Source organism: Rhizobium grahamii, assembly GCF_009498215.1.
GTDB lineage: Bacteria > Pseudomonadota > Alphaproteobacteria > Rhizobiales > Rhizobiaceae > Rhizobium > Rhizobium grahamii_A.
In genome coordinates this window covers 407,725-431,866 of the sequence record NZ_CP043498.1, presented here as the reverse complement: position 1 = coordinate 431,866, position 24,142 = coordinate 407,725, and the positions used below count along the sequence as shown (strand labels likewise).

The following is a 24,142-nucleotide window of genomic DNA, read 5'->3' as shown; positions in this document are numbered from 1 at the left end:
CGCCAGACTATTTTGCGCCGCGCGGTCATGTCATTGATCGCAAACAATGTGCAGTGCAGCATGTTCTCTTGAGTACCCGATCAGTGAAGATCGGAAGCCTGACGGCGCTCGGCCTGCCAATAGCGCCAGTGGGTCGGGTGAACGTCGAGCATCTCGCCGGTGACCGCATTGGCCCATCCGCCGGCAGTGCGAAGACACGGGAAAACAAGGGCATGAACCCCTTCGTCATCGATGACGGCGAGTTCTATATCCTGCTCGAATGGAGCTTCGACGACCAACTGCCACATCACCGAACCCTCATGGCGAGGATAGACGAGCGCCAGTCGGACACGAGCCATCATCCCGGCATCTCTCCACCACTCCAGCAATACGGCGGTGGGCGAACGGCTGCTGCGAAAAAGCAGCCGTCTGCGATGCCGGCAGGCAACATCCCTTCTGGCGCGGTTGTCGCTCATTCTACGTAGAAGGTCAGATTGCCGTTGCGGGCACGCGTGACCCATTCGATATCATTGGGTGTCAACTTCTTGGCCTTCAGCTGACCCACGAGCCATTTGTTCGACCGGGCGGCGGAGCGGATCGCTTCGACCTCCTTGGCATTTCCAGGCGTCGGCACCGCGCCGACCTCATGGGCCGTGCGGTAGCTGACGACCGAGAACCGCTTGCCGTGATAGGCCTTGACGGCCTCGGGCAGGTTTTCGGCCCAGTTCATGCGTCGGTGTTCCTTGCGGCTTTCCTGCGCCCCGGCAGGAAGTGCCGAAACGGTGGCGGCCGTTATCGTCATGGCAATGGCAAGGGCAAGCTTCATGGCGCTCATGCTCCCTCAAACGATCATGCGTTCTGCCGGTAACAGTAACGAAACAGTTGCCCGAGGGCATTGAGCGGGATCAATGGCGCACGCAGGGAGATGAGACGGCCCCGCGTCGTTCAGCTTCATAAGATGAAGCCAATAGAGGTTACGCGATGCTACGGCGTTTCCCCCTCCAAAAGTGATAAACTCCAGTCATCATTGAAAATGAAAGGCGATCCGGAAGGTCAGAGAGTTCTGATGGGGCGGAGGAGCATGATGCCCATCGAGATAGAAGCGCCCGATATCGCGGAGCGCCCGCATGCCGCTGTCGTGGCGGGGCGGGCTTTATCACAGGCCGAGCCGGGCCATGTCTCCAACCGCGCTGCAAGAAAGCGCACGGGCTGGATCCGGCAACTCCACGACTGCATGCCGGACGCGGTTCTTCTCCTCAGCGACAACCATCGCATTTCCGCCTGCAACAAGACCGCGATCAGCTTGTTCGGCTACGAGGAAGACGAACTGATCGGCCGCACGGTCGATTTCCTCTGGCACGCGACATCCGGCATCCGGCTGAAGGGGCGCTGGAGCGACCACGGCGCGGTTCGCGCCGGTGAGATAACGGCCAAGGGCGGAGATCGATTTCCGGCCACGCTGACCGTCATCCGGCAGCGCCGCGGCAGGCAGGTATTCACCGCGGCGGTTTTCGAGGACCTGCGGGCAGAACGCGAAACCCTGCAGCAGGTGCGGATGCTTCAGAACGAGCTTGCGCGCATTGCCAGGATGAACGCGCTGGGGGAAATGGCATCGACCCTTGCGCATGAACTCTCGCAGCCGCTGTCATCGATCGCGGCCTATTCGCAAGGATGCAGCAAGCTCGTGACGGCCGACCATGGCCCCGAGGGCGAGACGGTTCGCGAAGTGCTGACGGAGATCACCGAGCATGCGCTGCGGGGCGGCAACATCGTCCAGCATATGCTGGAATTCTCGAGATCCAATGCCGGCAGCAGGGCGTCGGCAGCGCTGCATGACCTGATCCGCCAGGCGGCGCGGTTCGCATTCGCCGGGACCAGAACCCGTGGCATCCAACCCGATCTCGACCTCGCGGCGGAGCAGGATATCGCGCTCGTCGATCGGGTGCAGATCATGCAGGTGCTGACAAACCTCATCCGCAATGCCCTTGATGCCACGGACCGGACCGAACAGCCTGATATCGCGATCCGGACCAGAACCGAGGGCGGGCGGCGCATCGTGATCGACGTCTCCGACAATGGCTGCGGCATTCCCGGCGACATCGAGGAGACGCTGTTTCGCCCCTTCGTGACCAGCAAGCCGCATGGTCTTGGCCTGGGATTGGCCCTCTCCCGGCGTATCGTCGAAGCGCATGGCGGCCGCATGAGCGCTCGCGGAAGACCGGAAGGCGGCGCGATCTTCTCGTTCTCGCTTCCCCTCATGGAGACCATGTCGCATGGCGAATGACCTCACGATTCATCTCGTCGACGATGAGGAGTCGTTCAGACGATCCCTGACGTTCCTGCTCGTCTCGGCAGGCTTTGCCGTCCGCACGCACAGTTCCGCGAAGGCATTTCTGGATCTTCTCCCCGTTTCGGAGAAAAGCTGCCTGATCACCGACCTTCGCATGCCTGGCATCGACGGTATCGAGCTGCTGGAGCGTCTCCGGCATGTGGGTGTCGATATCCCAACCATCGTGATCAGTGGCCATGGCGACATTGCAGCCGCCGTGCAGGCGATGAAGGCGGGAGCCTCGGATTTTCTCGAGAAGCCGCTGAGGGAGGAGACGCTGATCTCGGCGATCAACCGCGTAACGACGCCAAAGCGGTCAAGCCGGGCCGCGGCCGGCTCTGAAACCGTGGCCGCGCGGCTGCGCCAGCTTACCGATCGCGAGCAGCAGGTCCTTGCCGGCGTGCTCGATGGCCTGCAGAACAAGATGATCGCCTATCACCTAGGCATCAGCTCACGCACGGTCGAGGTTCACCGCGCCAACGTGATGGCCAAGATGGGAGCACGCAACCTGGCTGAGCTCATGCGCATGGCGGCCACGATCGAGGCACTCGCACAGCCTGTTTCCGACGAAAATGCTAGGTCTGGGAGGGTCTGGCCAACCTATGCTCGATAACTAAAAATATGCTTGCAACCAGAAGCTTATGGTCTATCCTCATTTAGGGCGCGCTAAAATAATTGCGTGATCCTGTCAGGGGCGGTCATGAGAAACGCGGTCAATGTTTCAGACGGCCTTGGCCCGACAGCCGAGGAAATTGGCCGGCAACTCCAACGGATTCTCTCGAGTGAGGAGTTCCTAGCTCCGAAACGCGGGCGGAATTTCCTGGCGTTTGTCGTGAACGAGACGCTGGCCGGGCGATCCGAATTCCTCAAGGCATTCACCATCGCGAACGTGGTATTTGGCCGCGAGGCGTCGTTCGACCCGCAGAACGATCCGGTCGTGCGGATCGAGGCGGGCCGTATTCGAAGAGCCCTCGAGAGATATTATCTGGTCGCGGGGAAGGACGACGCGATCATCCTGACCGTGCCCAAGGGCGGATATGTCCCGCATTTCCAATACGCCCACGGCGGACCAGTCGAGCTCGCGCTTGCGCACGAGCCGCAGCACCCTCCCGTCGCCGAGCCGACACCGGGCGCTCCTCCATCGGCAGAAAGGCAGCGCGGCGGATCACTGGTCGCTCTCGGGCTGGCAGGTGGACTGGCGGTCGCCCTTGCTCTTCTCTTTATCCTCGCGGCCGCCTTTCCGGCGACTTGGGCACCGCCTGCCCGCTCACCTGCGCCCGATGCAGCTGAGCCAAGGGTGATCGTCGAATTCTTCGCGGAAAGCGGACCTGATGACGCAAGCTCCGATATCGCCCGCGGCCTTCGGGACGACATCATCGGCCAGCTCGTTCAGTTCCGTGACATCATAGTGGTCGCCGACCCGTTGAAGAACCGTCGCAGTGGTGGCGCCGAATATGCGCTGCAAGGCAATGTGCAGCTCGACGGCAGCAGATTGCGATCAGTTGCCCGGCTGGTGCGCCAATCCGACGGCGCGGTGATATGGGCCAACAATTACGATGCGGATCTTCACGCGCAGAACAAGCTCGTCATCCAGAGCGACATAGCCCGGCAGGTGGCCAGCGCCATAGCCCAGCCCTACGGCGCGCTCTTCCAGACCGAAACCAGCACGATCGCAAAGCCCCAGAACGGGGACCAGGACGCCTACGCCTGCACGCTGGCCTACTACAGCTATCGACAGACCATGAACACGCAAAGCCATGCGGCGGCCCGCGATTGCCTGCAGCAGGCGACGCAGCGCTTTCCTGACAACGCTACCTCCTGGGCGCTTCTGGCACTGGTCTATCTCGACGAGATGCGGTTTCGTTACAAGCTTGGCATGTCGCCGTTCTCGGCCCAACCGCTTGAGCTCGCAATCGGCGCTGTGAACCGTGCCGCATCGCTGGAGCCTGAAAATCCCCGCGTGCTGCAGGCCCTGATGCTGGTGAACTTCTTCCGGGGCAATATCGACAAGGCGCTCGAAGCCGGCACGGCCGCCTATGCGGCCAATCCCGATGATGTGGACGTTGCCGGTGAATACGGAATGCGGCTGGCGCTGTCCGGCAAATGGCAGTCTGGCTGCGAACTGCTGTCGGTCGCCCTGAACAAGAGCGGCCGCCCCCGCGGCTATTACGAAGCCGGCATGGCGCTCTGCGGCCTGATGCGCAACGATATGGCAACGGCGGAGGAATGGGCCAGGAGGTCCGACCTCGGCTCCAATCCCATGCATCACCTCGTCCTGCTTGCCGTGCTCGGAACCGCGGGCAAGACTGCCGATGCGAAGCTGGAGAAGGACTGGCTCGAGCGCGACGCGCCCGTGCTGATGGCCAATATTCGCCAGGAGATTTCGCTGCGCCTGCCCCGACAACAGGATCAGGAACGGTTTTTCAATGGACTGCGCGCGGCCGGCGTTAACGTCGCTTCGACGCAGCAATAGGGTCGAGACGGTTTGTCGCGTCCGGCGCTAGGGAGTTGCTGCCGGGCGAACAATCTCGAGGCTCTTCGAGACCTCCCTTGCGATCTGCGCGGCGATCTCGTCTTCGACATCGATGATGGTTTGCCCCTTCAAGTCGCGATCGTATCGCGTCGCCCAAGCGACGGCGCCATCGGTTCCATTGATCAGGCGGGCATGCACATGCAACACGGCGCCTTCGACGAGGACGCTTCCCTGCAGGTTCAGCACTGCGCCAGCCGCCTCACCACCTGAACGGCCCGGCGCAAGCACGACAACCCCATCCACCTTCATCAGTTTGGCAATCATCTGGTCGGCGAGGCCGTTGGCAAAATCGGCGCTGTCGCGCGTGCCGCCAAGTGCTGCAAACGGCTCGACAGCGATCACGGTCTTGCTGTTCAGGGCCGATGTCGCCGCCGCCGGCGAACTCTGCGGCCATAGATAGGATTCGAGCGGCCTAATGATTGCCAGGATTGCGATCGCGCCGAATATCGCGGGAACGCCGATCGGCAGGATCAAGTCGCGATAGCCGGTCGGCGCGCCGCGAACGGCGGGAGACGGCTTCTCCTCGCGTTTCGGTTCGACTGCGGGACCTGCGTCGGCGCCGATCACGAACTGTGGCGCATAGCCACCCTTGGGGATGGTGATCCTGACGAGATCGTTGTTTCCGGACACCAGATAATAGCGCTCCAGCGCACGCCGGATGCGCCCGGCGTCGATGCGGACAACCGGATCGTTCTGCGCATCGAAGGATGCGTCGCGACCGAAAACCGCCTGCGCGATCGTGTAGGCCTTCAACTGCTCCCGGCGCCCTTCCAGCGCTTCCTCGACGATATAGCGCAGAAAGCGACGCCCCCGCTCTGAGGCGAGAAACTCCGGGCTGGAAAGTATGATCGCCAACTGTTCGCGCACCCTTGCGGGGTCCGGATCTGCGTGGTCGTAGCCATCCTCTTTCGATGCCACCAAGACCTCCCGCGATACCGTCGCACCGCTCTCATCAAGGGCGACAGCTTTATACACCGACGGACGTCCGCCTGCTTCCGTAGCAGTACGTAAGGGGTATTTCGAATATCGGCCTTGGAAGTGATCTCCTATGCTGTAGTCCTGACGAGGGCGATGCACATGTTTCAAAGCTACGCGATCGCAAGGGATGCAGCAGCGCAGGGGCAGCGCTGTGGCGCCACCCCCGTGGCTCCGAAAGACGATACGATCAGGCTGAAGGCCGACGAGGCTGTTTACAGCGAAGGTGAATATGCCTTCGCGATCTACCAGGTCGAAGCCGGCGCGGTCAGGATCTATCGCCTGACCTCCAACGGACAGCGATACATCCTCTCGTTCTGCGGCAAGGGCGAATGGTTCGGGCTGGAAAAGGGAAATGTGCGCACCGATTTCGCCGAAGCCGTCTGCGAAACGCGCCTGCGGCTTTTCCGCTCCAACCGCGATGCGGTCGTGCCGATCGATCTGCTGCATATCGCGCTGACCAACCTTGCGAAGGCGCAGTGCAAGCAACTCGTCATCACCGAGCAGAGCGCGCTACGGCGCGTCGCCGCCTTCGTCCAGGAAATGGCGAACCTGCATCCGGGGGAACCGGAGTTCGACATCATGATGTCCCGCAGTGATATCGCCGACTATCTGGGGCTGACCGTCGAAACGGTCGCGCGTTCGTTCACCAAGCTTCGGGAGAAGCGCATTCTTTGCCTGACGGGCAAGCTGCAGAGGGTCGTTCGCCTGCTCGACAGAGAGGCGCTTATTGCCCTGACCATCTAGAGGAACCAGACCTACGAAGGCCATAACGGAGTGGATTGAACGATGCCCAGCAAATCGCGCCTCACCCCCGCAGCAGCCGAAATGCGCCTCGCCAAACTGGTCGGCGCCGTTGCGCTACTGTCGTTTACCCACGGTGCCGTCGCGGTCGCGGAAGACGACCTCTTCGCGCAGTTCCCGCTGGTCATCCACTGCCAATCCAACAAGACGCAGCATGCCTTCTACATCTCCCGCGTCTCCGAGGACGGGGTCGCAACCTATGTGGCATCCGACCGGATCGCCGGCACGATCTCGCTCGACGGACACGCCAAGGCGATCGGCAGCGAGGGTGGCGGCACCTGCGTCGGCAAGACGCTCGCGGAGCTTCGCGCATCCGGCCAGGCTTACGACCTGAAACATTGAGGCTTGCTGTTTTCGGTAGAGGCTGATCGAACCCGCGGGTGCGGGTCGCAAATTGCTTTGGGATGTCGGGGAAAATCAAGCTGGTCGGAGTGGCAAGATTCGAACTTGCGACCCCCACGTCCCGAACGTGGTGCGCTACCAGACTGCGCTACACTCCGTGACCAGCGGCGCTTCTAATAGACTGGCCTACCCTATTGCGCAAGCGGCAAAATTCAAAAGCCGGCGCATTTTTTTCGTCGATGCTCAGGACGACGGAAACTGGTAGCGACGGCGCGAAAAGCCACACTCGCAGCAAATTTTGCGAATGCGAATGAAGGCCGATTTTCTTTTGCCGAGTTCCGCGCTAAAGCGCTCGACGGGACATACGGAACCGCTGCGAGACAGCGATTCTCACCGTCGAATGCGCGACAACTTTCAGGGACGATACTATGAAACTCCGCACCTTCGCCGCGGCCGGACTTGCCATTGCGCTCGCCGGCTGCACGACCATTCCGACTGCAGCTGATCCGATCTCGAGCCGCTGGGTCGGCCAGTCGGCAGGCAAGTTCTTCGCCGCCTTCGGACCGCCGCTCAGCGACGCGGACAACGGCTCCGGAAATGTCTACACTTGGAAGGGCGGATACAAGACCGTCAAGGTTCCCGCGAAATACGCCGAAGCTGCCGATGGCAAGCGCGGCAAGCAGATCTCCGCTGCCCGCACGACCTACCTGCGCTGCCAGGCCGAAATCGTCACCAACTCGGACTACACGATCCGCAGCATCCGCGTTTCCGGCGACGTGCCCGGCGCCAACGGCCCGTCCTATTGCGCCGAGTTCCTGGCGCCGGCCCAGCCCGCGCAGTAACGGGCATCTGCCGATGCTGGAGACATAGGGGCGAGCCCAAGGGCCGCCCTGGATATTGAGAGGCCGGGACGTCGGGTGCGATGTTCCGGCCTCTCTTGTCTAAGGGCTGGTTGATGACATGCATTGTGACGATGCACGCCGGCGCGGTGGGTCGGCTACCGCCACGAAACGAGGGGCGTCGAAGGACGTAGAGGCGTCGCCTTATAGCCAGCTTCAAGCTGTGGTGCCGATAGAGCATGGTGAGCCTCACCCCAATAATCGAGGCTTTCTGTCCGTGAACGTCAGCATGTCCAACGAGACTTCAATCGAAGTGACTTCGTCGCGTGACAACGCCGGATCATCAGGCGCGTATGTCATCGCGGTGACGGCTCCCGCCTTTCGCCTGTCGGACACTGCATTCGCGATCGAAGATGCGTTTTCCTATCACCTCAGGGAGCTCAAACTGCAGCTCGAGGGACATGTCGGCAAGATCATACTGGTGGCGCCGGAACTAAGCCGGGAGGATTTCGACCGCAATCCATCGCTTGGCGTCATCACCGCCGACGAGGGCATCGAGATGGTGCCGACATATCCGGTCGATGCGTCCGCAAAGGAGTTCTGGATCCGGCACGTGCCGCGGCTGCTCAGCGTTTTCAACCGGACGATCCGTCAGGCAGACGTCGTCCACACCGGCATGTCGCATGACATATGGCGACCGATGCTCCTGTTGTTGAACATCATCGCGTGGGGTCACAGGAAGCATTCTCTCTTCTTCGTCGACATCGATTTTCGGCGCAATACGCAGCGGTTTCGCCAGCTCGGCATCTGGAGCCGCAAGAGCTATGTCGTCAATCGGCTTCTGCACGATCCCCTGCGTTGGCTGCAGGTCTGGCTCGCGGTCAGGCTATCTAGCCTGGTACTCCTGAAAAGCCCGGACCTGGTGCGCGATTTCGGCGGCGGCAGAGCCAGCGTCAAGAACTTCTGGGATACGGCCCACAGCGCCGAGCAGGTCCTGACCGATGGAGAACTGGCCAACCGCCTGACATGGCTCTCCGATGAAACCAAGCCGCTGCAGCTCGTCTATTTTGGCCGTCTGGTCGCCTACAAGGGTATCAATCTCGCCATCGACGCCATCCGCCTCGCCCGATCCAGAGGCAACGACATCAGGCTCACGATCATCGGCGACGGCCCGGAGCTGCCTGCGCTGCAGCGCCAGGTTGACGATGCAAAGCTATCCGAGGCTGTCACCTTTACCCCCGCGGTCAAATACGGCGAGCCGCTGTTTCGGCTGCTCTCCAATTTCCACGCCTCCATCGCCTGCCCGCTGGTGGAAGACACACCTCGCTCGGCGTTCGATGCCATGGCGAGAGGGCTGCCGATCGTCGCCTTCAATCTCGATTATTTCAACGGGCTTGCCGAGATGAGCGGCGCGGTCAACACCGCCGAATGGCCGTCGGCAGAGAAGCTTGCCGACGCCTTCGTCGCGCTCGACAAGGACCGAGCCAGACTGACTGACCAGGCGCGCAAGGCCGTCGCCTTCGCAAGCGCGAACACGCAACAGATCTGGATGGAACGGCGGCACGCCTGGCTGATGGAATACGTTCTGGACGCCACGCCGGCGACGGCGAGCAGCCGATAGCGGTCCGAGCACAGGCCGCTTTGTCGTAGCGGACTGACTCGCGGCTCAACCCTGCAATATCTGCACGTGAACTTTGAAGTGGCTGGGGCGCCAGGATTCGAACCTGGGAATGCCGGTACCAAAAACCGGTGCCTTACCGCTTGGCGACGCCCCACCATGGCAGAAGCGGAAACCGCTTCTGGAAATCGACGCCTGATTAGCAAAGGTCGTCTGTCGTCACAATCATTAAGTTTGAAGCCATCCGATATTTCTGTGTGCTTTTTCGGGCATGTGATACCTCTGGCGTGATGACGACAGCATTCCGGAGTGACGATGAGCCAGTACCGCGCCCGCCCGCCTGCCATTCCGACGCTTCTGCTCGATGACGCGGTGGTTCGCATTACCCGCTGGGATTTCGAACCGGGTGCGGATACCGGTGTTCACACGCATGGCCTCGGCTATGTCGTCGTGCCGATGACGGACTGTGATTTCCTGATCGAAGACAAAGACGGCGATCGCCGGATTTATCTGGCGGCCGGCGCAGCCTACAGACGCGATGCCGGCGTCGAGCACAACGTCGTCAATGGCGGAGCCAAGCCGATGTCGTTCATCGAGATCGAGTACAAGTAGTTCCGTCCCATATAGATCCGACATGGCCAATCCCGAATTCAATCTCGCCTTCGAACCCAGCTATGGTCAGGCGGTCACCGTTGCGCCTCACGTCCAGCGCATCACCGTCAACAACCCGAGCCCCTTCACCTTCCATGGGACCAACAGCTACATCGTCGGCAACCGCTCGGTCGCGGTGATCGATCCCGGGCCTGACGACGATGCGCATCTTGCTGCCCTGATGGCCGCGCTCGACGGCAGGGAGGTGACCCATATCGTGGTCAGCCATACGCATCGCGACCACTCGCCGCTGTCACGGCGGCTGCAGGAAAAGACGGGGGCGCGGATCGTCGCGGAAGGTCCGCATCGCGCCTCGCGGCCGCTGCATTCCGGCGAAATCAATCCGTTCGCCGAGAGCGCGGATATCGCGTTCGTACCGGACACGACGCTTGCCGATGGCGAGGCGATAGAGGGTGAGGGCTGGCGACTGAGCGCCGTGCATACGCCGGGACATACGGCCAACCACTGTGCCTTCGCGCTCGAAGGCACCGGCATCCTGTTTTCAGCCGATCATGTCATGGCGTGGGCGACCTCGATCGTGGCGCCCCCGGATGGCTCGATGGCCGACTACATGGCCTCGCTCGACAAGCTGATTGCGCGCAGAGACCGGCTGCTGCTGCCGGGGCACGGCGGGCCGGTCAGGAAGCCTGTGTCGTTCATGCGGGCGCTGAAGACGCATCGGCGGATGCGCGAACGGGCCGTGCTCGGAAGAATTCGCGCTGGCGACCGGACGATCCCCGAGATGGTGAAGGTGATCTATCGCGACACGGACGTTCGGCTGCATGGCGCGGCCGCCCTTTCGGTGCTGGCGCACATCGAGGATTTGCTGGAGCGTGGTGAGATCGAAACCGACGGCCCGCCCTCGCTCATGGGTACTTATCGGCCGGCCCGAGGGAAGTGACGCAGCCACTCCGCTGATGCTGGCGCGGGCACCGGTTTAGCCGCCGGCTATTCCGAGCAATTCAGAATCGAGCGCCTTCAGGTAGTCCTCAGCGATATCGGCGCTGAAGCCCAGATCGGCCGGGCCGTAGCGTGAGGCCACGCGCACGTCGACGAAGGTCGTCTCGGCCTCCTCACGCAAACGGATCACGACATCGAAGCGCAGGCCGAGCACAAGCGTTCTCGTTTCCCCCTGCAACGTCACGCCGTTGGCACGCCGGATCAATTTCGCGACGTCATCGTCATACGGGCGCGGAATGGGGACCGGCACGGCTTCCGGCGCGTCCGGCACGGCGCCGTCCTCGGGCTGCGGCTGGCCCGCCTTGGCATCCGGCTCGCGCACCGGTTCGCTATCGCCCTCGGCCCGGGTGATGCGTATGCCGCTCTGTTTGGCGACCTTCTTGACCGCCTCGAGCACGCGATCGATCGCGCCATCATAGCGACGACCGGTGAGCTCGGGATAGGCTTCCAGCTGTTTTTCGCGATCCGCCGCGGTGACCGGCTGGCGCGCCAGCCAGATCTGATCAGCCTTCGGCGCCTTCAACCAGTCCGGCGTGGTTTCCGTATCGGTCGTCACGTCGTAGATTGCCGGAAGGGTCAGATAGCGCTCGGCAGCCAATCCGCCGATCACGATCGGCAGGGCCGCGAAGATGAGTGCCGCCATCGCATCCTGGCCGCCTTCCGCGCCAGTCAGCCACAGGCTCCTCAGCCCGACGCAGGCCAAGGCGACTGCAAGCAGCGCAAAACCTGCAGCGACAAGAAGGAGGAGAACCAGATAGGGCGTCGCCAGGCCGGCAAAACGATGTCCAATCAAGGCCGCGAGGCAGAGGACGAGCGCAAACGCCGCGAAACGCCGCGAAAAGCGGGCGGCGCTGGAAACGGGGCGGTCGAAACGGATTGCCATCAAACTTACCGGTTACTCGCAAGCGGCGCGTCCCGCACGAACGCGCAAATCGCCCAAGACTTGTTTAGTGCAAGATTCGCCTAAATTGAAACTGTTGTGACGCACCGAAACACGCAATCCACGACGAAGACTGCGATAGCGTTCGTTAGCGGTTTCTGATATGGCATTGGAAACAGCCTAATTCCGCAACGTTCAGAGTAGGATGCTCAGGAGAGCTCAGATGATTTCACCCGATCTCGCAATAGAGAATCCGGCATTTGCGCTTGCCGGCTCGGATCCTGCGGATGCACTGCTGCCGATGGAGCTGCTCGAGCTCGAACTGTCGCTCGAGAGCTATAACGGCGATGCGGACTTCTGCGACGCGGTTCGCGTCGCGGCCACCCAGTCGGGCGGCGAATTCCTGTTCGATCTTCCCGCCGATGGCCTCCTGGACGATTGCAAGCGGATTGCCGTGTTGCGCATCCCCTCAGAGGAAGCCGAGATGCGCATCGTGCTTGCCGTGCTCGACCACAACGGCAGCGATATCAGGGTCGAGGCACCGGCCCCGGAAACGGCACACGTCGTCCGCTTTGCGGAAGCGTTCATCACGGTGCTCGAGCGGTTCTAGGCTCAATCGCGACCGGAAGCTGCCTCGGCGAGGCTTCTGAACGGAAACTTGCGCCCGCATTCGCATTTGACGACGAATGTTTCCTGATGGTTCGACGGTCGCTGCACGAAGAAGCCGCGGGGAAGATGATCGACCGTGAAGCCCGGATGCTTGCGCTTGGGATCGTCGGTCTCCGACGCTTCCGCAAAGCCGCTATTGCCGCATTGCGGGCAAGTCAGTTTCTTCGAAAATCGATCGCGTAGTGCCATACCATTGTCCAATCTCGCAGGCGCCCCTCTTACAGGCGATATCAGCTTTGCGAAAGGTGGAACCGTGGCCCGATGCCACCGTTTTCCATGGCCACGACATGCCTGACGGCGAAATCGATAGTTCGAGGCCCGCTGGAAACCGACACGCAATCGTGCGCTGCAGCGGCCATGGCATACCGTCTTTCCGGTTGACCGCGGGACCGGAATGGACTTTGCTCAAAGGTAATACCAACGACATGAAGACTTCAGAGATGCGCATCGCAAGAACCACACTCTTCCTTGCCTTGATCGTCGCGGGGCTATCCGCCTGCCAGACGATGACGCCTGAAGAGCGCCGCGCCGCGGACGAACGGCAGTGCATGAGCTATGGCTTCAAGCGCGGAACCGAAGGGTTCGCAACCTGCTTGCAGCGCATCGATCTCGATCGCCACGCGCAGGCGCGCTATAACAGCGACGTCGTGATGATGGACATGTCCTACGCGGTCGGCGGGCCTTATTATGGGCGTCCCTACTATTACCGGCGCTATCGCTGAGCAGCGCGAATGACGGCCTGCGCCGCAGCCAGGCGTGCGATTGGCACGCGAAACGGCGAGCAGGAAACATAGTCTAGACCAATATCCTCGCAGAAATGGATCGAGGCGGGATCGCCGCCATGTTCGCCGCAAATGCCGAGCTTCATGTCATTTCGCGTGCGCCTTCCCCTTTCGGCGGCGATACGGATAAGCTCGCCGACACCGTCGAAATCCAGCGAGATGAACGGGTCATGTTCGATGATGCCCTTACGCTGATAAGTCGGAATGAAGGCGGACGCATCGTCACGCGAAATGCCGAAGGTGGTTTGCGTCAGGTCGTTGGTACCGAATGAAAAGAACTCGGCAGCCTCGGCGATGATGTGGGCACGGAGGGCTGCACGCGGCAGCTCGATCATCGTTCCGACGAGATAGTCGATCCGCATCCCGGCCTCGTTCATCACGTCCCTGGCGATCGCATCGATCCGGTCCTTGACATAGTCTAGCTCGGAGCGAAGGCCGACGAGCGGCACCATGATTTCGGGCACGACGGCCGCGCCCGTTTCGTGAGCCGCAGCGACGGCGGCCTCGAAGATCGCGCGGGCCTGCATCTCGACGATTTCAGGATAGGAAATGGCGAGACGGCAGCCGCGATGGCCAAGCATCGGATTGAATTCGTGCAGGGCATCGACCCGCTGGCGGAGCGCGGTCGCCTCCATGCCCATCGCAGCCGCGACATCGGCGATCTCTTCCTCCGTCTTTGGCAGGAACTCGTGCAGCGGCGGATCGAGCAGGCGGATCGTCACCGGCAGGCCGTGCATGACGTTGAACAGGCCGGTGAAATCGAGCCGCTGGATCGGCAGCAGCTTGTCGAGCGCGGCGCGGCGACCGAGCTCGTCCTCGGCAAGGATCATCTCGCGCATCACATGGATGCGCTCGCCCTCGAAGAACATGTGCTCCGTTCGACAAAGACCGATGCCCTCGGCGCCGAAGGAGCGGGCCGCGCGGGCGTCGGCCGGCGTATCCGCATTGGTCCTGACGGTCATGCGGCGTACGCTGTCGGCCCATTTCATGATCCGGCCGAAATCGCCCGACAGTTCGGGCTGAACCATCTGGACCTCGCCCTTCAGCACCTGACCGGCGGACCCGTCGATGGTGATGATGTCGCCCTTCTCCAGGGTGACGCCGATGCCGATGAGGCGCTCGTTTCTGAGGTCGATACGCATGGTTCCGGCGCCGACGACACAGGGGATGCCCATGCCGCGGGCAACGACCGCCGCGTGGCTGGTCATGCCGCCGCGCGTCGTCAGGATGCCTTCGGCCGCATGCATGCCGTGGATATCCTCGGGGCTCGTCTCGACGCGGAGCAGGATGACCTTGCGGCCTTCTTCCTCGGCGACCACGGCCTCTTCGGCGGTGAACACGATCTCGCCTGTCGCAGCACCCGGCGACGCCGGCAAACCCGTTCCGATCACCTCCCGCGGGACGCGGGGGTCGATGGTCGGATGCAGAAGCTGGTCGAGCGAAGCAGGATCGATGCGAAGCACCGCTTCACGTTCGGTGATCACACCCTCGTCCACCATGTCGACGGCGATCTTCATTGCCGCCCGCGTGGAGCGCTTGCCGGAGCGTGTCTGCAGCATCCAGAGCTTGCCGCGCTCGATGGTGAACTCGATGTCCTGCATGTCGCGGTAGTGTTGCTCGAGCCGGTCGCAGATCTGCGAAAACTCCTTGAACGCCTCCGGCATCAGCTTTTCCATCGACGGGCGATCGGAGCCGGAACTGATGCGGCCGTCTTCGGTGATGCTCTGCGGCGTGCGTATGCCGGCAACGACATCCTCGCCCTGCGCGTTGACCAGGAACTCGCCGTAAAGCGATCGTTCGCCTGTCGAGGGGTTGCGGGTGAAGGCAACGCCGGTCGCCGATGCATTGCCGAGGTTGCCGAACACCATTGCCTGGACATTGACGGCGGTACCCCAGACATCGGGAATGTTATGGAGCTGGCGATAGGTGACGGCGCGCGCACTCTTCCAGCTTGAAAAGACCGAGCCGACGGCGCCCCACAACTGCACCTCGGGATCCTGCGGAAACTCCTGCCCCAGTTCCTCCTCGATCACGTCCTTGTAGAGCGTGACGACATGCTGCCATTCGCCTGCCGTCAGTTCCGTATCGTATTCGTAGCCGAGGCGCGCTTTCTCGTCCTCAAGGATCTCCTCGAACACGTCGTTGTCGAGCCCCATGACGACATCCGAATACATCTGGATGAAACGGCGGTAGCTGTCCCAGGCAAAGCGGGCGTCGCCGGCATCGTGGCCGAGCGCGTGCACCGTTTCGTCGTTGAGGCCGAGATTGAGGACGGTATCCATCATGCCGGGCATGGAAACCCGGGCGCCGGAGCGGACGGAGAGCAGCAGCGGACGGTGGCCGTCACCGAACTTCTTGCCGGTGATCGCCTCGATGCCTTCGATCCCAGCAAGCACCTGCCGCTTGAGCTCGTCGTCGATCGAGGATCCCTGCTTGAAATAGGCTGCGCACGCGTCGGCGATGATCGTCAGGCCAGGAGGCACCGGCAGTCCAAGGCTGGACATCTCCGCGAGATTCGCGCCCTTGCCGCCCAAAAGCTCGCGATCAACGGCACGTCCCTCGGCCTCGCCGTTGCCGAATTTATAGACCCACTTGGTCATGGTCCCCCAACTCCCCAATCAGGGCCAACTTAATCCCTTGGTGCTGAAATGAAAATCGACAAATGCGGCCAAAATTTTGCAGCGCACAATTTCCGCGAAATTGTCGTGAGCATTTGCCGATGGTGGGAAATGAAAAAGCTTTGCGGGACTGCAACAAAGTCCCGCAAAGCCTTTTTTCCGTCTGGCCAGGAAAACCAGACGGGGGGTTCAGACAGGCGAGTTGGAAACGGTCTTCTTCCTTCGCGCCCGCAAAAAGCGAGGCAGAACCGCGATAACGTCGCCATATATGAAGAAAGCTCTAATACAAGATTGGTACAAAAACATCACCTAAATGGGTGATATTGCGCTCGGCAGCGGACCTTTTTTGGGCGTTTTCGTAGAGCCTTTCCGGGTCATATTGAACCATTCTGTTGGCTCAAACGGAGTCGAATGGTCGACCGGCTGGCGCGCGTCGTAGCCAACGCATACGGCCAAGCCGGCCGGTCGATCAGGCGGCCCGTTTCAGCCAACCCCCGGTGGTTTGCTTGCAAACCAGCTAGGGCCGGACATCTTTCCGTCAGGATCAAAGGCGATCGGCTCGGACGTACCAAGGGGTATGCCCTTCGCCAATCGCCTTTGCCCTGACGAAAACCTGCTCCGGCAGAATGGTTCAATATAGCCCGGAAAGGTTCTAACGATCTCAAGCGATCTCGCGCAGCTTCTCGGCGGTCTGCAAATCGACCGAAACAAGCTGCGAGACGCCCTGCTCCGCCATGGTGACACCGAACAGCCTGTTCATGCGTGCCATGGTGATCGGATTGTGGGTGATGATCACGAAACGGGTTTCGGTCGACGCCGCCATTTCGTCCATGAGATTGCAGTAGCGCTCGACATTGTGGTCGTCGAGCGGCGCATCCACTTCGTCCAGCACGCAGATCGGCGCCGGATTGGTAAGGAAAACAGCGAAGATCAGCGCCATCGCCGTCAGCGCCTGCTCGCCACCTGACAGCAGCGTCATTGTCTGCGGCTTCTTGCCGGGCGGGCGCGCCAGGATCTCAAGGCCGGCCTCGAGCGGGTCGTCCGATTCGATCAGCTGCAGCTCCGCGGTGCCGCCTCCGAACAGGTGGGTGAAGAGCCGCTGGAACTGGGCGTTGACAACATCGAACGCCGCGATCAGGCGTTCGCGCCCTTCCCGGTTGAGGCTCTGAATGGCGCCGCGCAGCTTGCGGATCGCGTCGATCACGTCGTCGCGTTCCTTGATCAGGGCTTCGAGCTTGCCCGAAAGCTCCTTCTGCTCTTCTTCGGCGCGCAGGTTGACCGCGCCGAGCCGCTCCCGCTCCATTTTCAGACGCTCAAGCTCGCGCTCGACATCACGCGGATCGGGAACGGACTGCATGACCTCCAGCCCGGCAAGGCGCAGCGCCTCGTGCGGCGGCACGTTCAGCGCCTCGCGGATGCGCGCCTCGGTTTCCTGGCGCTTCTCGCGACCGGACACGAGGCGTTCTTCGGCACGTCCACGGCGCTCGCGGCTTTCGGCAAGTTCGGACAGCGCGGTTGCGGCCTTATGGTCGGCGTCGCGCTGGACGGTCTCGGCCTCGGCCAGAAGATCGGCGGCGTGGCGGCGGGCTTCCTCGGCCTTCTGCAATTCTGACATCAGCGCGCGGCGCTTGTCATCGAACTCGTCGGGCGCCAGTTCCAGCTCGGCCGCCTCTTCCCGCGCTTCCTCTTCACGGTCCCGAAGTGTCGAAATGTGATCCTCCGCGCTCGCTGCGCGCTGGCTCCACGTTCCGCGTTCCTGGCCGATCGCCACCAGACGACGCTGCCTTGCTTCATTTTCCCGATTGAGGCCTTCGTGACGGGCACGGGCTTCCGCAAGCGCGCCGCGATCGAGCGCCACATCGGCCTGCTGCAGCCGCAGCCGTTCGTCGAGCGCGGTCAGGTCAGGCGCGTCGTCAAGCTCGATGCGGGCGTTCTCTTCCTGTACGCCGAGATCCTCGATCTGCGAGCGCAACTGGCTGACAGCTTCGGCGACAACGTCCCTGCGGCGGATGAGATCACCGGACGCACGCTCGGCTATGGCAAGCGCCTCTCTGGCCTCGGCAAGCTGACGGGCCGAAAAGCGCGCCACTTCACGCGCCTGGGCAAGGCGGTTTTCTTCGTCACGAATGGCGTCGGCCGCCGTTTCCAGCCGCTCTTCCGCCTCGACGAGCACGTCCCGCGCCACCTCGGCTTCGCCTTCGAGCTCCGACAGGCGGTTCTTCTGCGAGAGGCGAAGCGCAGCCGCGCTCGGTGCATCGGCGCCGGTCACGTGGCCATCCCAACGATAGACGGCGCCCTCTTTCGTGACGAGCCGCTGCCCGGGCTTCAGCTCTTTCATCAGCCTTTGGGCTTCGGCATCCGAAACAAGCCCGATCTGCCGCAGACGCCTAACCAAGGCCGCCGGCGCCTGAACGCGATCGGAAAGCGGCGTGGCACCTTGGGGAAGAGCCGGGTCGGACGAACCATCGCCATTGACCGACCAGTGGGCCGGCGCGCGCGGATCGACGGGAGATTCCAGATCGTCGCCAAGGGCAGCACCAAGGGCTGTTTCGAAACCGCGATCGACGCGAAGGTCTTCCGCAACGGCCGGAAACTCGCCAGCCGCCGCGCCTGCCGCCAGCATGCGCGAAATGGTGCGCGCTTCCGTCTCGATCGCGTTCAGAGCCGAGCGGGCCTGCTCGACCGGGGCGCGCGACAAGGCCTCGGTTTCACGGGCGGATGCCAGCGCCTGTTCGACAGCCTGGATTGCGGCTTCCGCCTCCGCGGCCGCCATTTCTCCTGCCTCGACGACAGCACGCTTCTCATCCGGATCCGGCAAGGATGCGATCCGGTCGCCGATCGACGACAATTCGCTGCCGGCTTCGTCCATCTGGCGTTCAAGGCGCAGCCGGCGGTCGGAAAGGTCCCTGATCGCACGCTCAAGCTGATTGCGACCGGCGGCGGCTTCGGCACGCTCCGCCGTCAACGCCGCGAAAATGCGCTCGCTGTCGGCAAGCTTGATCGACGCCTCTTCGAAGGCTTCCCGCGTCTCGTCGGCGTATCGTCCGGAGTCAGCAAGGATCTCGTTGATCTCGGCTTCCTCGGCATCCAGTCGTGCCAGGATCGCGGCGTTGTCGGCGACCAGAAGCTCCTCGCGGCGGATATCCTCGCCAAGCTGCGCCAGGCGTCGGGTCAGTTCGTCGCGGCGACGCAGGATGCGGCCGACATCTTCTTCCAGCTGTGTTCTGGCAATCTGCAGGCGTTGCAGCGCGGCGGCCGCACGCGCCTCGCCTTCGCGAAGGTCCGGCAGCCTGAGACTTGCGATCCCCTGCGCCTTCGCGGCCTCCATCTGCATCTGCGCCTTTTCGGCGACAACAGAGGTGGCCTGGTTCAGCGCGCTGTCGGCCTCCGCCTCAGCCTCCTTGGCCTGTACCCAGCGGATATGCAGAAGCATCGCTTCGCGCGCCCTGATATCGGCTGAAAGCGCCTTGAAGCGATTTGCCTGGCGCGCCTGGCGCTTCAGGCTTTCGATCTGGCTTTCAAGCTGCGAGGTGACATCGTCCAGGCGCTCGAGATTGGTTTCGGCCGCACGCAGACGCAGTTCCGCTTCGTGGCGCCGCGAATGCAGGCCGGAGATGCCAGCCGCTTCTTCGAGAAGCTGGCGACGCGCCTGCGGCTTGGCAGCGATAAGTTCACCGATCCGGCCCTGCCCGACCATCGACGGCGAGCGAGCGCCCGTGGATGCATCGGCGAAAAGCAGCTGTACGTCCTTGGCGCGGCTTTCCTTGCCGTTGATGCGATAGATCGAGCCCTGCTCGCGCTCGATGCGGCGGGTGACCTGGATCTCGTCGCTATCGTTGAAGGCGGCGGGTGCTGTGCGTTCGGCATTGTCGAGATAAAGCGCAACCTCGGCGGTGTTGCGGGCGGGGCGATTGCCGGATCCGGAGAAGATGACGTCGTCCATGCCGGACGCGCGCATGTTCTTGTAGGAATTCTCGCCCATCACCCAGCGGAGCGCTTCGACTAGGTTCGACTTGCCGCAGCCATTCGGGCCAACGACGCCGGTCAATCCGCGCTCGATGATGAACTCGGTGGGCTCTACGAAAGACTTGAAGCCGACAACGCGAAGCTTGTTGAACTTCATGCAGCGGCCTCGCGCCGCGCAAAGCAAACGACGGGCGCACGGCTGCGGCCGTCGCCCGTCGATCGGATACGGATCAGTTTAGAGCAGGCTGTCGATAAGGGCCGACAGGGTGTCAACCGACATGTCTCCAGAATAGCGCTTCCCGTTGATGAGGAACGTCGGCGTGGCGTTGACGCCGAACTCCTTGGAACCCCGTTCCCGTGTTGCGTTCACTTCATCCAGCAGCTTCTGGTTCGTCAAGCACTTCGTGAAGCTATCCTCACTAAATCCAGCGAGTTTCGACATCTGGAGCAGCGCCGCACGGCCGTCATCGGCGGCAGCCCAGGTCTGCTGCTGCTTGAACAGCATGGCAACCATCGGGAAATACTGCTCGGCCGTGCTGAGATCCTCAGGCTTGGACGGGTTGCAGCGCGCAAGCATGAAGGCAGCGGCAGCGCGCGGATCGAACGGGAATTCGCGGATGACGAAGCGAACCTTGCCGGTGTCGACGTACTTCTTCTTGATCTCGTCGAAGGTCGTCGTGTGGAAGTGGGCGCAGTGAGGGCAGGTCATCGACATGTATTCGACGATCTTGACCGGGCATCTTCCTTGCCGAGCGCCATTTCCGGCAGCTCGCCCGGCTTCAGCACGGCAGCCATATCGACGTCGCCATCGGACTGCGGCATTTCCGCAGCCGCGTTCGCGGTGCTGAACACCGTAAGCGTCGCGGTCGCGGCAGCCACGCCGCCCAGAAGCTGGCGTTTCGTCAGTTGCATTTCGGAAATCGGCATGAAGTTCCCCATGAATGAGAGTAGTGGCTGTGAGTGCGATATAACGCCGCGAAGCCCTGAACAAGGCACGCTTCGCCAACTTTCTTCAAAGAATTGTGACCTTGGTGGGACGGCCAGATTAAATTGCGGAAAGGTTGGCCTGCAAGGGATCAGCGCCCGCGCTTTCCCAAGACCGCCGTTCCGAGACGCTTGACCGCCTCACGCAGCTTTTCGCCCTCGATCCCCTCCATCATGTCCTCAAGCTTCGCGGCCGCTGCCCCCTTCAGCGGCGGCGGTGTGCGCGAGCGCTTTGCCGCCTGATAGACGGGCTTCTGGACGATGCGGATCTGATGGACGGCGGCAAAGCCGAAGAAGCTGTTGACGCGCTGGATCAGTTCACCCTGCGCATGCGTCAGAAACAATGCGCGTGCGCCTTCGCAGGCAATGGTGAGGACACCCGGACGAAAGCCGCCATCATCATTGCCCCTCGCCCAGGCGATCTTTTCCGGACGGGTGCAATCGGCAAACTCCTCGCCGGCGATTTCATCCCACGAACCGAGCAACGCCGTATTGATGCCGGCGCGCTTTGCGAGCACCGGATCGATCAACCGATTGGTCAATTCGGAGATCTGCTTTTCACCTTTGCGTGGATAACTCATCGAAACCTTCATAACGCGCTGCCTTCAGGCACCACTGCCTTGATCGCGCGGCATTGCTTCGCCAAGTATAGGGCACTTCCCCTCAAGACGGCAAATGATGACATCGACGACACTGGACGCGCCCGCCGCCAAGCCCCTTCTTGACTGGTACGACCGGCACCATCGCGACCTGCCCTGGCGGGTTTCGCCGCCCATGGCTGCGCGCGGCATCAAGGCCGATCCCTACCGCGTCTGGCTCTCCGAGGTGATGCTGCAGCAGACGACGGTACCGGCGGTGAAACCCTATTTCGCCAATTTCCTGGCGCGCTGGCCGACCGTGCGGGATCTCGCCGATGCTCCGAGCGATGACGTCATGGCTGCCTGGGCCGGCCTTGGATATTACGCCCGTGCCCGCAACCTGAAGAAATGCGCCGAGGCGGTGGCGCGCGACCACGATGGCATCTTTCCGGATACCGAGGACGGGCTGAAGTCGCTTCCAGGCATCGGCGACTATACGGCGGCCGCGGTGGCCGCGATCGCCTTCAACCGGCAGGCGGCCGTGATGGATGGCAATGTCGAGCGGGTGATCTCGCGGCTCTACGCGATCGCGACACCCCTGCCCGCAGCCAAGCCATTGATGAAGCAGAAGGTTGCTCTTCTGACGCCGAAGGATCGGCCGGGCGACTTCGCGCAGGCTATGATGGATCTCGGCGCGACGATCTGCACGCCGAAGCGGCCCGCCTGCGCGCTCTGTCCGTTCAACGGATCCTGCGAGGCGCTGCGCCTGCACGATCCCGAGCATTTCCCGGTCAAGGCAGCCAAGAAGGAAAAGCCGATCCGCCAGGGCGCAGCCTTTATCGCTGTCACCGCTGATGGCGAGGTTCTGCTGCGGCGGCGCATCGAGAGCGGCCTGCTCGGCGGGATGACCGAGGTGCCGACGACCCACTGGACGGCGCGGCAGGATGGCGAGACATCAGCTGACGCGGCGCCGTTTCCGGCCGGTTGGGAGCCTTGCGGGACAATCACTCATGTCTTCACCCATTTCGAGCTCAGGCTTTCCATCCATCGCGTCGCGATCCCTTCGCAAATTCAAGTGGATAACGGTTGGTGGGAGCCGGTTACAAATCTTGACTCGCAGGCCTTGCCGACCGTCATGAAAAAAGCAATCACCGCGGCTATCCCGCTCGCGTTCAAACATTCCAAGGATTAATCGATGCCCATCGAGCATATTGTTTTCGATATCGGAAAAGTTCTCATCCATTACGATCCGAATATTCCGTTCGGCCGCCTGATCCCCGATGAGGCCGAACGCAAGTGGTTCTTCGACAATGTCTGCACCCACGACTGGAATCTCGAGCAGGACCGCGGCCGCAGCTGGGCCGATGCCGAAGCGCTTTTGCTCGAGGCACATCCGGACCGCGAAGAACACATCCGCGCCTTCCGCAAGCACTGGCACGAAATGGTCTCGCATTCCTACGACGACAGCGTCGCCATCATGGAGGGCCTGATCGCCGACGGCCAGGACGTGACGATGCTGACTAACTTCGCATCCGATACGTTCCGCGAGGCGCAGGCGCGCTTTCCGTTCCTGAGCAAGCCACGCGGCGTCACCGTTTCCGGCGATATCGGCCTGATCAAGCCTGATATCGCAATCTACGAAACCCATGCCAAGAGCTTCGATCTCGACCCGGCAGCGACGATCTTCATCGACGACGCGCCCGCAAACGTCGAGGGCGCGAAGGCAGCCGGCTGGGATGCGGTTCTCTTCACTGGCGCGGACAAGCTGCGCGCCGATCTTGTAGCACGCGGCGTGAGGCTCTGATCATGGCATTCGATCCGGTTGAGGAACTCAAGCGTTTCCACGGCGCGGTCAACGCGCTCGATTTCGAGACGATCGAGAACTATTTCGCGGAAGACGCGACTTATGTCTCGAAGGGCGTCGGAAGCCTTTCGGGGCGAGACGAGATCATGCTCGCCTTCCGCAAGTACTTCGACGACTATCCTGACCAGACGGCGATCGACACGCTGGTCGAGAAGGTCAGCCCGAACGCGGCCCGCGCCGTATGGTCGGTTCGCGCAACGCACAGCAAGACGGGCAAGCCCCTGGTGCGGGAAGGCGAAGAGACGCTCACCTTCAACGAAGACGGCCGTGTGACCCACGTCGAGGTGAAGGACTATCAGGCGTTCTGAAAGAACGTTGCGGAGAGATAGAACAGCAGCACCAGTGCGAGCCACAGGTCGGAGATCATTGCAATGTTCCGCGACCTGTTTCTCCCCGGCTCCAGCAGATGCTTGATACCGGCGAGCCCGTAAAACAGGCTGCCGGTGATCGCTGCCGGCACGATCCACCGCGGCTCGACGATGCTGAGCACGCCGAGCATCCCGAGCGACAGGTTTCCAAAACCGATCTCCTGCACCAGTGACTGGGCCTTGTGGTCGGTGATGCCGAAGATCGTCTCGGCGGTGAAGGCCGGATTGAAGATCTGCTTCAGGCTGGCGACAAGCAAGCGCAGCCCCATGCCCCAGAAGACGAACCACTTTCCGATCAGAAAGACGAGATCGGCGCCTGTACCCAATGCCATCTCGGCAACAATCGAGCCCAGTGGCAGAACAAGCATCAACAGCAGTATGATCGCAAGATACATGGCGTTTC

The 24,142-nt window shown here is 62.1% G+C and carries 23 protein-coding genes, 2 tRNA genes and 1 pseudogene; 14 read left to right on the top strand and 12 right to left on the bottom strand.

Annotated features, from left to right (window positions below; translation table 11 throughout):
- Positions 1-80 precede the first annotated feature (80 nt).
- A complete protein-coding gene (locus FZ934_RS02165) occupies positions 81-341 on the bottom strand; it encodes a hypothetical protein (protein ID WP_348649075.1) in 261 nt (86 codons plus the stop codon).
- Positions 342-451: 110 nt separating this feature from the next.
- A complete protein-coding gene (locus FZ934_RS02160; RefSeq protein ID WP_246737910.1) occupies positions 452-805 on the bottom strand; it encodes a hypothetical protein in 354 nt (117 codons plus the stop codon).
- Positions 806-1,063: 258 nt separating this feature from the next.
- On the opposite strand from FZ934_RS02160, the gene FZ934_RS02155 reads away from it, so the two are divergent.
- From FZ934_RS02155 to FZ934_RS02145, 3 genes are all read left to right on the top strand, one after another.
- Positions 1,064-2,263, top strand: coding sequence for a sensor histidine kinase (locus FZ934_RS02155; protein ID WP_153269717.1), 1,200 nt, complete (start codon positions 1,064-1,066; stop codon positions 2,261-2,263).
- The gene (gene fixJ / locus FZ934_RS02150; RefSeq protein ID WP_153269716.1) at positions 2,253-2,921 is read left to right on the top strand and encodes a response regulator FixJ; all 669 of its coding nucleotides are present in this window, start codon (positions 2,253-2,255) and stop codon (positions 2,919-2,921) included. Before FZ934_RS02155 ends, fixJ begins: the two co-directional genes overlap by 11 nt.
- 87 nt (positions 2,922-3,008) lie before the next feature.
- Positions 3,009-4,781 (top strand): hypothetical protein, encoded by a 1,773-nt coding sequence (locus tag FZ934_RS02145; RefSeq protein ID WP_153269715.1) that lies wholly within the window; start codon positions 3,009-3,011, stop codon positions 4,779-4,781.
- A gap of 27 nt (positions 4,782-4,808) precedes the next feature.
- Here the strand turns inward: FZ934_RS02145 and FZ934_RS02140 are convergent, their stop codons facing one another.
- The gene (locus tag FZ934_RS02140; RefSeq protein WP_153269714.1) at positions 4,809-5,759 is read right to left on the bottom strand and encodes a hypothetical protein; all 951 of its coding nucleotides are present in this window, start codon (positions 5,757-5,759) and stop codon (positions 4,809-4,811) included.
- 159 nt (positions 5,760-5,918) lie between these two features.
- Here FZ934_RS02140 and FZ934_RS02135 point away from each other — a divergent pair, with 159 nt between their 5' ends.
- Both FZ934_RS02135 and FZ934_RS02130 read left to right on the top strand, forming a co-directional pair.
- Positions 5,919-6,563, top strand: a complete 645-nt coding sequence (locus FZ934_RS02135; RefSeq protein ID WP_153269713.1) for a helix-turn-helix domain-containing protein — start codon at positions 5,919-5,921, stop codon at positions 6,561-6,563.
- An 81-nt stretch (positions 6,564-6,644) separates the two neighbouring features.
- Positions 6,645-6,962 (top strand): hypothetical protein, encoded by a 318-nt coding sequence (locus tag FZ934_RS02130; protein WP_153272335.1) that lies wholly within the window; start codon positions 6,645-6,647, stop codon positions 6,960-6,962.
- 81 nt (positions 6,963-7,043) lie between these two features.
- Here the strand turns inward: FZ934_RS02130 and FZ934_RS02125 are convergent.
- A tRNA-Pro gene (locus FZ934_RS02125) sits at positions 7,044-7,120 on the bottom strand.
- 270 nt (positions 7,121-7,390) lie between these two features.
- Between FZ934_RS02125 and FZ934_RS02120 the strand changes: the two genes are divergently transcribed.
- Together FZ934_RS02120 and FZ934_RS02115 are read left to right on the top strand one after the other, a co-directional pair.
- Entirely contained in the window at positions 7,391-7,804 is a 414-nt protein-coding gene (locus FZ934_RS02120) for a hypothetical protein (RefSeq protein ID WP_153269712.1), read from the top strand.
- Positions 7,805-8,090: 286 nt separating this feature from the next.
- The gene (locus tag FZ934_RS02115) at positions 8,091-9,422 is read left to right on the top strand and encodes a glycosyltransferase (RefSeq protein WP_194273746.1); all 1,332 of its coding nucleotides are present in this window, start codon (positions 8,091-8,093) and stop codon (positions 9,420-9,422) included.
- Positions 9,423-9,501: 79 nt separating this feature from the next.
- On the opposite strand, the gene FZ934_RS02110 is transcribed toward FZ934_RS02115, so the two are convergent.
- Positions 9,502-9,576 (bottom strand) — tRNA-Gln (locus FZ934_RS02110).
- Between the two features lie 158 nt (positions 9,577-9,734).
- Here FZ934_RS02110 and FZ934_RS02105 point away from each other — a divergent pair.
- Positions 9,735-10,031, top strand: a complete 297-nt coding sequence (locus tag FZ934_RS02105) for a cupin domain-containing protein (RefSeq protein ID WP_113363662.1) — start codon at positions 9,735-9,737, stop codon at positions 10,029-10,031.
- Positions 10,032-10,053: 22 nt separating this feature from the next.
- Positions 10,054-10,971 (top strand): MBL fold metallo-hydrolase, encoded by a 918-nt coding sequence (locus FZ934_RS02100; RefSeq protein ID WP_153269710.1) that lies wholly within the window; start codon positions 10,054-10,056, stop codon positions 10,969-10,971.
- 36 nt (positions 10,972-11,007) lie between these two features.
- On the opposite strand, the gene FZ934_RS02095 is transcribed toward FZ934_RS02100, so the two are convergent.
- Positions 11,008-11,913 (bottom strand): DUF1499 domain-containing protein, encoded by a 906-nt coding sequence (locus tag FZ934_RS02095; RefSeq protein ID WP_153269709.1) that lies wholly within the window; start codon positions 11,911-11,913, stop codon positions 11,008-11,010.
- 220 nt (positions 11,914-12,133) lie between these two features.
- Here FZ934_RS02095 and FZ934_RS02090 point away from each other — a divergent pair, with 220 nt between their 5' ends.
- Entirely contained in the window at positions 12,134-12,520 is a 387-nt protein-coding gene (locus FZ934_RS02090; RefSeq protein WP_153269708.1) for a hypothetical protein, read from the top strand.
- 2 nt (positions 12,521-12,522) lie between these two features.
- On the opposite strand, the gene FZ934_RS02085 is transcribed toward FZ934_RS02090, so the two are convergent.
- Positions 12,523-12,768 (bottom strand): hypothetical protein, encoded by a 246-nt coding sequence (locus FZ934_RS02085; RefSeq protein ID WP_056824921.1) that lies wholly within the window; start codon positions 12,766-12,768, stop codon positions 12,523-12,525.
- 251 nt (positions 12,769-13,019) lie between these two features.
- On the opposite strand from FZ934_RS02085, the gene FZ934_RS02080 reads away from it, so the two are divergent.
- On the top strand, positions 13,020-13,301 hold the full coding sequence (locus FZ934_RS02080) for a hypothetical protein (protein ID WP_153272334.1): 282 nt from the start codon (positions 13,020-13,022) through the stop codon (positions 13,299-13,301).
- On the opposite strand, the gene ppdK is transcribed toward FZ934_RS02080, so the two are convergent.
- The 4 genes and pseudogenes from ppdK to FZ934_RS02055 all read right to left on the bottom strand — a co-directional run bounded on the left by ppdK (position 13,292) and on the right by FZ934_RS02055 (position 21,510).
- Positions 13,292-15,961 carry a pyruvate, phosphate dikinase gene (ppdK, locus tag FZ934_RS02075; RefSeq protein ID WP_153269707.1) on the bottom strand — a complete coding sequence of 890 codons (2,670 nt, stop codon included), beginning with the start codon at positions 15,959-15,961 and terminating at the stop codon, positions 13,292-13,294. The two genes, FZ934_RS02080 and ppdK, sit on opposite strands and share 10 nt — an antisense overlap.
- Before the next feature lie 679 nt (positions 15,962-16,640).
- Positions 16,641-20,102 carry a chromosome segregation protein SMC gene (smc, locus tag FZ934_RS02065; protein ID WP_153269706.1) on the bottom strand — a complete coding sequence of 1,154 codons (3,462 nt, stop codon included), beginning with the start codon at positions 20,100-20,102 and terminating at the stop codon, positions 16,641-16,643.
- Between the two features lie 78 nt (positions 20,103-20,180).
- A pseudogene (locus tag FZ934_RS02060) lies at positions 20,181-20,872 on the bottom strand (DsbA family protein).
- 149 nt (positions 20,873-21,021) lie between these two features.
- Positions 21,022-21,510 carry a DUF721 domain-containing protein gene (locus FZ934_RS02055; protein WP_153269705.1) on the bottom strand — a complete coding sequence of 163 codons (489 nt, stop codon included), beginning with the start codon at positions 21,508-21,510 and terminating at the stop codon, positions 21,022-21,024.
- Positions 21,511-21,607: 97 nt separating this feature from the next.
- Here FZ934_RS02055 and mutY point away from each other — a divergent pair, with 97 nt between their 5' ends.
- From mutY to FZ934_RS02040, 3 genes are read left to right on the top strand one after another with little or no spacing between them, the layout of a single operon-like run.
- On the top strand, positions 21,608-22,699 hold the full coding sequence (gene mutY, locus FZ934_RS02050; RefSeq protein ID WP_194273790.1) for an A/G-specific adenine glycosylase: 1,092 nt from the start codon (positions 21,608-21,610) through the stop codon (positions 22,697-22,699).
- Between the two features lie 3 nt (positions 22,700-22,702).
- A complete protein-coding gene (locus FZ934_RS02045; protein WP_153269703.1) occupies positions 22,703-23,311 on the top strand; it encodes an HAD family hydrolase in 609 nt (202 codons plus the stop codon).
- 2 nt (positions 23,312-23,313) lie between these two features.
- Positions 23,314-23,679, top strand: coding sequence for a nuclear transport factor 2 family protein (locus FZ934_RS02040; RefSeq protein WP_153269702.1), 366 nt, complete (start codon positions 23,314-23,316; stop codon positions 23,677-23,679).
- On the opposite strand, the gene FZ934_RS02035 is transcribed toward FZ934_RS02040, so the two are convergent.
- On the bottom strand, positions 23,667-24,134 hold the full coding sequence (locus FZ934_RS02035) for a DUF6790 family protein (RefSeq protein ID WP_153269701.1): 468 nt from the start codon (positions 24,132-24,134) through the stop codon (positions 23,667-23,669). The genes FZ934_RS02040 and FZ934_RS02035 overlap by 13 nt on opposite strands.
- Between the last annotated feature and the right edge of the window lie 8 nt (positions 24,135-24,142).

What these genes read in the sequence shown, in the direction of transcription:
- FZ934_RS02165 (WP_348649075.1), bottom strand. Translation starts at nt 341, where the DNA reads ATGATGGCTCGTGTCCGACTGGCGCTCGTCTATCCTCGCCATGAGGGT.
- FZ934_RS02160 (WP_246737910.1), bottom strand. Translation starts at nt 805, where the DNA reads ATGAAGCTTGCCCTTGCCATTGCCATGACGATAACGGCCGCCACCGTT.
- FZ934_RS02155 (WP_153269717.1), top strand. Translation starts at nt 1,064, where the DNA reads ATGCCCATCGAGATAGAAGCGCCCGATATCGCGGAGCGCCCGCATGCC.
- fixJ (WP_153269716.1), top strand. Translation starts at nt 2,253, where the DNA reads ATGGCGAATGACCTCACGATTCATCTCGTCGACGATGAGGAGTCGTTC.
- FZ934_RS02145 (WP_153269715.1), top strand. Translation starts at nt 3,009, where the DNA reads ATGAGAAACGCGGTCAATGTTTCAGACGGCCTTGGCCCGACAGCCGAG.
- FZ934_RS02135 (WP_153269713.1), top strand. Translation starts at nt 5,919, where the DNA reads ATGTTTCAAAGCTACGCGATCGCAAGGGATGCAGCAGCGCAGGGGCAG.
- FZ934_RS02130 (WP_153272335.1), top strand. Translation starts at nt 6,645, where the DNA reads ATGCGCCTCGCCAAACTGGTCGGCGCCGTTGCGCTACTGTCGTTTACC.
- FZ934_RS02120 (WP_153269712.1), top strand. Translation starts at nt 7,391, where the DNA reads ATGAAACTCCGCACCTTCGCCGCGGCCGGACTTGCCATTGCGCTCGCC.
- FZ934_RS02115 (WP_194273746.1), top strand. Translation starts at nt 8,091, where the DNA reads ATGTCCAACGAGACTTCAATCGAAGTGACTTCGTCGCGTGACAACGCC.
- FZ934_RS02105 (WP_113363662.1), top strand. Translation starts at nt 9,735, where the DNA reads ATGAGCCAGTACCGCGCCCGCCCGCCTGCCATTCCGACGCTTCTGCTC.
- FZ934_RS02100 (WP_153269710.1), top strand. Translation starts at nt 10,054, where the DNA reads ATGGCCAATCCCGAATTCAATCTCGCCTTCGAACCCAGCTATGGTCAG.
- FZ934_RS02095 (WP_153269709.1), bottom strand. Translation starts at nt 11,913, where the DNA reads ATGGCAATCCGTTTCGACCGCCCCGTTTCCAGCGCCGCCCGCTTTTCG.
- FZ934_RS02090 (WP_153269708.1), top strand. Translation starts at nt 12,134, where the DNA reads ATGATTTCACCCGATCTCGCAATAGAGAATCCGGCATTTGCGCTTGCC.
- FZ934_RS02085 (WP_056824921.1), bottom strand. Translation starts at nt 12,768, where the DNA reads ATGGCACTACGCGATCGATTTTCGAAGAAACTGACTTGCCCGCAATGC.
- FZ934_RS02080 (WP_153272334.1), top strand. Translation starts at nt 13,020, where the DNA reads ATGCGCATCGCAAGAACCACACTCTTCCTTGCCTTGATCGTCGCGGGG.
- ppdK (WP_153269707.1), bottom strand. Translation starts at nt 15,961, where the DNA reads ATGACCAAGTGGGTCTATAAATTCGGCAACGGCGAGGCCGAGGGACGT.
- smc (WP_153269706.1), bottom strand. Translation starts at nt 20,102, where the DNA reads ATGAAGTTCAACAAGCTTCGCGTTGTCGGCTTCAAGTCTTTCGTAGAG.
- FZ934_RS02055 (WP_153269705.1), bottom strand. Translation starts at nt 21,510, where the DNA reads ATGAGTTATCCACGCAAAGGTGAAAAGCAGATCTCCGAATTGACCAAT.
- mutY (WP_194273790.1), top strand. Translation starts at nt 21,608, where the DNA reads ATGACATCGACGACACTGGACGCGCCCGCCGCCAAGCCCCTTCTTGAC.
- FZ934_RS02045 (WP_153269703.1), top strand. Translation starts at nt 22,703, where the DNA reads ATGCCCATCGAGCATATTGTTTTCGATATCGGAAAAGTTCTCATCCAT.
- FZ934_RS02040 (WP_153269702.1), top strand. Translation starts at nt 23,314, where the DNA reads ATGGCATTCGATCCGGTTGAGGAACTCAAGCGTTTCCACGGCGCGGTC.
- FZ934_RS02035 (WP_153269701.1), bottom strand. Translation starts at nt 24,134, where the DNA reads ATGTATCTTGCGATCATACTGCTGTTGATGCTTGTTCTGCCACTGGGC.